This window comes from Rhodanobacter lindaniclasticus (assembly GCF_004799035.1).
GTDB lineage: Bacteria > Pseudomonadota > Gammaproteobacteria > Xanthomonadales > Rhodanobacteraceae > Rhodanobacter > Rhodanobacter lindaniclasticus.
The window spans coordinates 1-5,044 of sequence record NZ_MWIO01000055.1 but is presented as its reverse complement, the minus strand read 5'-3'; the positions used below and the strand labels follow the sequence as shown (position 1 = coordinate 5,044).

The 5,044-nt window shown below is 70.1% G+C and carries 8 protein-coding genes; all 8 read left to right on the top strand.

All coding sequences use genetic code 11. From position 1 onward, the window contains the following. The first annotated feature begins 47 nt into the window (after window positions 1–47). Window positions 48–317: a putative signal transducing protein gene (locus tag B1991_RS15760; protein WP_136259633.1), complete on the top strand. Its 270-nt coding sequence runs from the start codon at window positions 48–50 to the stop codon at window positions 315–317. Window positions 318–417: 100 nt separating this feature from the next. Next, complete coding sequence (gene ldcA, locus B1991_RS15755; protein ID WP_136259632.1) at window positions 418–1,368, top strand: muramoyltetrapeptide carboxypeptidase; 951 nt, start codon at window positions 418–420, stop codon at window positions 1,366–1,368. A gap of 39 nt (window positions 1,369–1,407) precedes the next feature. After that, the gene (gene ribH / locus B1991_RS15750) at window positions 1,408–1,872 is read left to right on the top strand and encodes a 6,7-dimethyl-8-ribityllumazine synthase (protein WP_136259631.1); all 465 of its coding nucleotides are present in this window, start codon (window positions 1,408–1,410) and stop codon (window positions 1,870–1,872) included. Continuing rightward, window positions 1,869–2,315, top strand: coding sequence for a transcription antitermination factor NusB (gene nusB / locus B1991_RS15745; RefSeq protein ID WP_136259630.1), 447 nt, complete (start codon window positions 1,869–1,871; stop codon window positions 2,313–2,315). The genes ribH and nusB overlap by 4 nt, the downstream gene beginning before the upstream one ends. Beyond that, the gene (locus B1991_RS15740; RefSeq protein ID WP_136259629.1) at window positions 2,315–2,860 is read left to right on the top strand and encodes a GNAT family N-acetyltransferase; all 546 of its coding nucleotides are present in this window, start codon (window positions 2,315–2,317) and stop codon (window positions 2,858–2,860) included. The genes nusB and B1991_RS15740 overlap by 1 nt, the downstream gene beginning before the upstream one ends. Window positions 2,861–2,891: 31 nt before the next feature. After that, window positions 2,892–3,860, top strand: coding sequence for a thiamine-phosphate kinase (gene thiL, locus B1991_RS15735; protein WP_136259628.1), 969 nt, complete (start codon window positions 2,892–2,894; stop codon window positions 3,858–3,860). Then, the gene (locus B1991_RS15730; protein ID WP_136259627.1) at window positions 3,857–4,378 is read left to right on the top strand and encodes a phosphatidylglycerophosphatase A family protein; all 522 of its coding nucleotides are present in this window, start codon (window positions 3,857–3,859) and stop codon (window positions 4,376–4,378) included. Before thiL ends, B1991_RS15730 begins: the two co-directional genes overlap by 4 nt. 108 nt (window positions 4,379–4,486) lie before the next feature. After that, the coding region (locus B1991_RS15725) for a cupredoxin domain-containing protein (protein ID WP_246031204.1) at window positions 4,487–5,044 on the top strand (558 nt) is incomplete at its 3' end.

The following is a 5,044-nucleotide window of genomic DNA, read 5'->3' as shown; positions in this document are numbered from 1 at the left end:
TGGCTGGCAAGCTACCCCGCGCCGCGCCGCGGGGTAGCTTGCCAGCCATGCATACCGTCTACCGCGCGCAGAACCTGTTCGACGCCCATCTGGTGAAGGATGCGCTGGAGGCGGCCGAGATCCCGGCGTTCATCGCCGGCGAGTACCTCACCGGCGGCGTGGGCCAGTTGCCGGCGATGGATTTCATTGCGGTGATGGTGCCCGAATCGGGGCTGGCGCGGGCGCAGGACGTGGTGCGCGAGGTCGAGGCGATGCTGGGCGAGGCGCGCCACGCGATCGACGAGATGCCCGACGATCCGCTGGCCGTACCCTGCTGAGCGGCGTGCGTCCGAACCCCCGAAACGCCCCACGGCAGCCACGGCGCCGCCCGGCCGTGCGCGGGATACTTGCCCGCATCCCGACCGCCGAGAGCCAGCGATGCACCCCGCCCACATCCGCCTGATCGCCCCCTCGGGCCACGCGCATGATCCCGCTGCCATGGCGCGCGGCGTGGCGCGCCTGCGCGAGGCGGGCTGCACGGTCGACGGCGAAGAGGTGCTCGCGCGTTTCGCGCAGCGTTTCGCCGGCAGCGACGCCGAGCGGGCGGCCGACATCAACGCCCTGGCGACGGCGGCCGTGCTGCCGGACATCGCGCTGACCACCCGCGGCGGCTACGGTGCGGCGCGATTGCTGACGCAGCTGGATTACGCGGCGCTGCGCGAGCGCCTGCACGGCGCGCCGATCGCGCTGGTCGGTCACAGCGATTTCACCGCGCTGCAGCTGGCGCTGCACGCGAAGAGCGGCCTGTGCACGTTCAGCGGCCCGTTGCTGGCCGACCTCGGCGCCGAGGTGCCGGACGATTTCAGCTGGCGCCAGTTCTGGGCCACGCTGACCGCGCCGACGGCGCAGGTTTCATGGACGACCTCCGCCACGGCCGAGCTCGACCTGCACGGCCCGCTGTGGGGCGGCAACCTGGCGATGCTGTGCAGCCTGCTGGGCACGCCGTACTTCCCCGTCATCGACGACGGCATCCTGTTCGTCGAGGACGTCGGCGAGGCACCGTACCGGGTGGAGCGGCTGCTGTACCAGCTGCATCTGTCCGGCGTGCTGGGGCGGCAGCAGGCGCTGCTGCTGGGCAGCTTCAGCCAGTGCGCGCCCGGACCCCGCGACAACGGCTACCAGTTGGGTGATGCCTTCACCCGGATCGGTGCCGTGGCCGGCGTGCCACTGGTCGACGGTTTGCCGCACGGCCACGGTGCCCAACAGCTCACGCTGCCGTTCGGCGCGCCGGCTCACCTGCGCGTGGCGGACGGCCGCGCGCGGCTGGAAATGGGCGGTTATCCGCACCTCGATTGCGCCAACCCGGCCAGCCCGCCCGAAAACCCGTAAAATGGCCGGCCCGCACGGGCCCGCTCCCAGGAACAGACCATGAAGACCATCGAAGGCGATTTCGCCACGCCCAACGGCCGTTTTGCCATCGTCGCCGGCCGCTTCAACGGTTTCGTGGTGGAACCGCTGGTCGCCGGCGCGCGCGATGCACTGCTGCGCCACGGTGTGGCGGACGACGCGATCGAACTGGTGCGTGTGCCCGGTGCCTGGGAGATCGCACTGGTGGCGCACAAGCTGGCGCATTCGGGTGAGTACGCGGCGGTGATCGCGTTGGGCGCGGTGATCCGCGGCGCCACCCCGCATTTCGATTTCGTCGCCGGCGAATGCGCCAAGGGCCTGGCCTCGGCCGCGCTCGGCTCCGGGGTGCCGGTAGCCTTCGGCGTGCTGACCACCGACTCCATCGAACAGGCGATCGAGCGCGCCGGCACCAAGGCCGGCAACAAGGGCGCCGACGCCGCGCTGGCGGCACTGGAGATGGCCAATCTCTACCGGAAACTCGGATGAGCGCACACGTCCACGGCCTCGACCTGCAGGCGCGCTCGCGGGCACGCCGCCGCGCGCTGCAGGCGCTGTACGCATGGCAGCTCAGCGGCAGCCACATGAACGCGGTGATCGAGCAGTTCCGCCACGAGCAGGACATGGAAGTGGCCGACCTGGAATATTTCGAAGACCTGCTGCACGGTGTCGAGCAGCACGTCGACGAGCTTGACGCCAGCCTGCGTCCGCACCTGGATCGCGAGGTGGCGCAGGTCGATCCGATCGAACGCGCCGCGCTGCGGCTGGCCGCCTACGAATTGAAGCATCGCCCCGACGTGCCTTACCGCGTGGTGCTGAACGAGGCGATCGAGGTCACCAAGCGCTTCGGCGCCGACCACGGCCACAGCTACGTCAATGGCGTGCTGGACAAGCTCGCCGCCGAGCTGCGCGCGATCGAGAAGGGCGCTTGATGCAGCGCGCCGTCGTGCCTGCGGGCATCGATCCGGTGCCTCCGCTCGAAACCGCGCGCCTGCGCCTGCGCGGCCATCGCGCCGGCGACCACGACGCCTTGCTGGCGATCTGGTCCGATCCGCTCGTGGTGCGTTACATCGGCGGTCGTCCGTCCACGCGGCAGGAAGCCTGGTTGCGGTTGCTGCGCTATCCGGGCCTGTGGTGCGTGCTCGGCTACGGCTACTGGGCGATCGAGGAGAAATCCAGCGGTCGCTGCATCGGCGATATCGGCTACGCCGATTTCCGGCGCGAGATCGAGCCCTCGCTCGAAGGCATGCCCGAACTCGGCTGGGTGCTGGCCGCGGACAGCCACGGCAAGGGTTACGCCAGCGAGGCGCTGGCGGCGGTGCTGGCCTGGGGCCAGGCGCATCTGGGCGAGCATACCGCGGTGTGCATCATCGACCCGGACAACGCGGCCTCGATCCGCGTTGCCGGCAAGGCCGGCTTCGCGCTGCGCCAGCAGACCACCTACATGGGCGACCCGGTGCTGCTGTTCACGCGCTGACGGGTCCGGCAGCTAAAGGCGAGCGACGCTGATGGAATTCGACCTGATCGAGCTGATCCGGCAGCGCACCGTGCAGGCGCGCGACGATGTGCGCCTGGGCATCGGCGACGATGCGGCGGTGCTCGCCGTGCCCGCCGGGCAGGAGCTGGCGGTGGCGATCGACACGCTGGTCGAAGGCGTGCATTTTCCGCGCGGCACCGATCCGGCGGACATCGGCTGGAAGGCCCTGGCGGTGAATCTCTCCGACCTGGCGGCGATGGGCGCCAGTCCGGCCTGGGCGTTGCTGGGGCTGACCCTGCCGCAGGCGGATCGCGCCTTCGTCGAAGGCTTCGTCGACGGCTTTTCGCGGCTGGCCGGCGCACATCGACTGGCCCTGGTCGGCGGCGACACCACCCGCGGCCCGCTGACCGTCAGCGTCGCGGTGCACGGCTTCGTGCCGCCGGGCAAGGCGCTGACCCGGGCCGGTGCACGGGTGGGCGACGCGGTGCTGGTCACCGGCACGCTGGGCGATGCCGCCGCCGGCCTGAACGTGCTGCAGCAACTGCGCCGCGACGAGGATGATCGCGACAAGCTGCGCGACTACCTGGTCGAACGGCTGACCCGGCCGACGCCGCGACTGGCCGCCGGCGTTGCGTTGCGCGAGCAGGCGCATGCCTGCATCGACGTTTCCGACGGCCTGCTCGCCGACCTGGGCCACATCTGCGCCGCCAGCGGCGTGGGGGCCGAGATCGACGCCGCGCTGCTGCCGCGCTCGTCGGCGCTGCTGGGTCTGTACGACGACGCCACCGCGCTGCACTTTGCGCTGGGCGGCGGTGACGATTACGAGTTGTGTTTCTGTGTGCCACCTGACCGGTTGAGCCAGGTGCAGGCCGATCTGTCCCGGCTCGGCTGCGGCGTCACCCGCATCGGCCGGATCGTCGCGGGCACGGGGGTGCGTGTGCGCGGCCACGACGGCGGCTGGATGGAGCCCGGCATGCCGGGCTGGGAGCATTTCGCATGAATGACAGAAAACGCCTGAGCGCCCCGCAACGGCAAGCCCTGCTGGCCACGCCATGGGGCTGGCTCGCCTGCGGCTTCGGTTCCGGGCTGGCGCCCTTGGCGCAGGGGACGTTCGGTTCGCTGGCGGCGCTGTTGCCGTGGCTGCTGCTGCGCGGCCTGCCCGCATGGGGCTACGCGCTGGTGCTGTTGGCGGGCTTCGCCGTCGGCGTGCGCGCCTGCGACGTCGCCGGCCGCGCGCTCGGCGTGGACGATCATCGCAGCCTGGTCTGGGACGAGTTCATCGGCCAATGGCTGGCCCTGCTGCCGCTGCTGGGCGCGCTGCTGCCCGCGGGTGGCCTCGCGTGGTGGATGCCGGCGGCCGGGTTCGCGCTGTTCCGCCTGTTCGACGTCTGGAAGCCGTGGCCGATCCGCTGGCTGGACCGGCGCGTGAAGGGCGGCTTCGGCGTGATGATCGACGACGTGATCGCCGGCGTGTTCGCCGCGATCGTGCTGGCCGCGCTGCTGCAGGCGCTGCGCTGAATCCCGGCTGTCGGTCTCACTCGCGCACGCGATGCCGGGCGCGGGCCTTCACACGATGCAGAGCAGCGCGGGTCGATGATGCGACTTTGCAACGAAGGAGAATTGTCGATGAACGTGAAATCGAGTCTGCTTGCGGCTGCCTGTGCGCTGGCGCTGGCCGCCTGCAGCGACAACTCGTCGTCGCCGACGGCACCCGAGTCGGCTCCGACGCCGTCCGCCACCACGACCCCGGCCGAGGCGCCGGTGACGATGGCACCCGCCCCGGCGGCGACCGCCGGCAACATGGCCGCCGCGCCCGCGGCGGCGATGGACACCAGCAAGGGCATGGCGGTGGTTACCGATTGCGCCACCGAGATCGAGGGTTCGGACGCGATGCAGTACAACGTGTCCTCCATCGTGGTGCCTTCGTCGTGCAAGGACTTCAAGATCACCCTCAAGCACACCGGCACCATGCCGGTCACCGCGATGGGCCATGACGTGGTGGTCACCAAACAATCCCACCTGCAGGCGGCTGATTCCGACTGTCTTTTATATACATTCGACGCTGCCGACGAAAAGAGAGGGCTTGTACTCCGGGTGCTCCCGATACACATCGAAAAAAATGCAGGCCAACACGCCAACACAAGACTTTCTCTGGCTTATGATTTTCATGACACCGCAGACAGA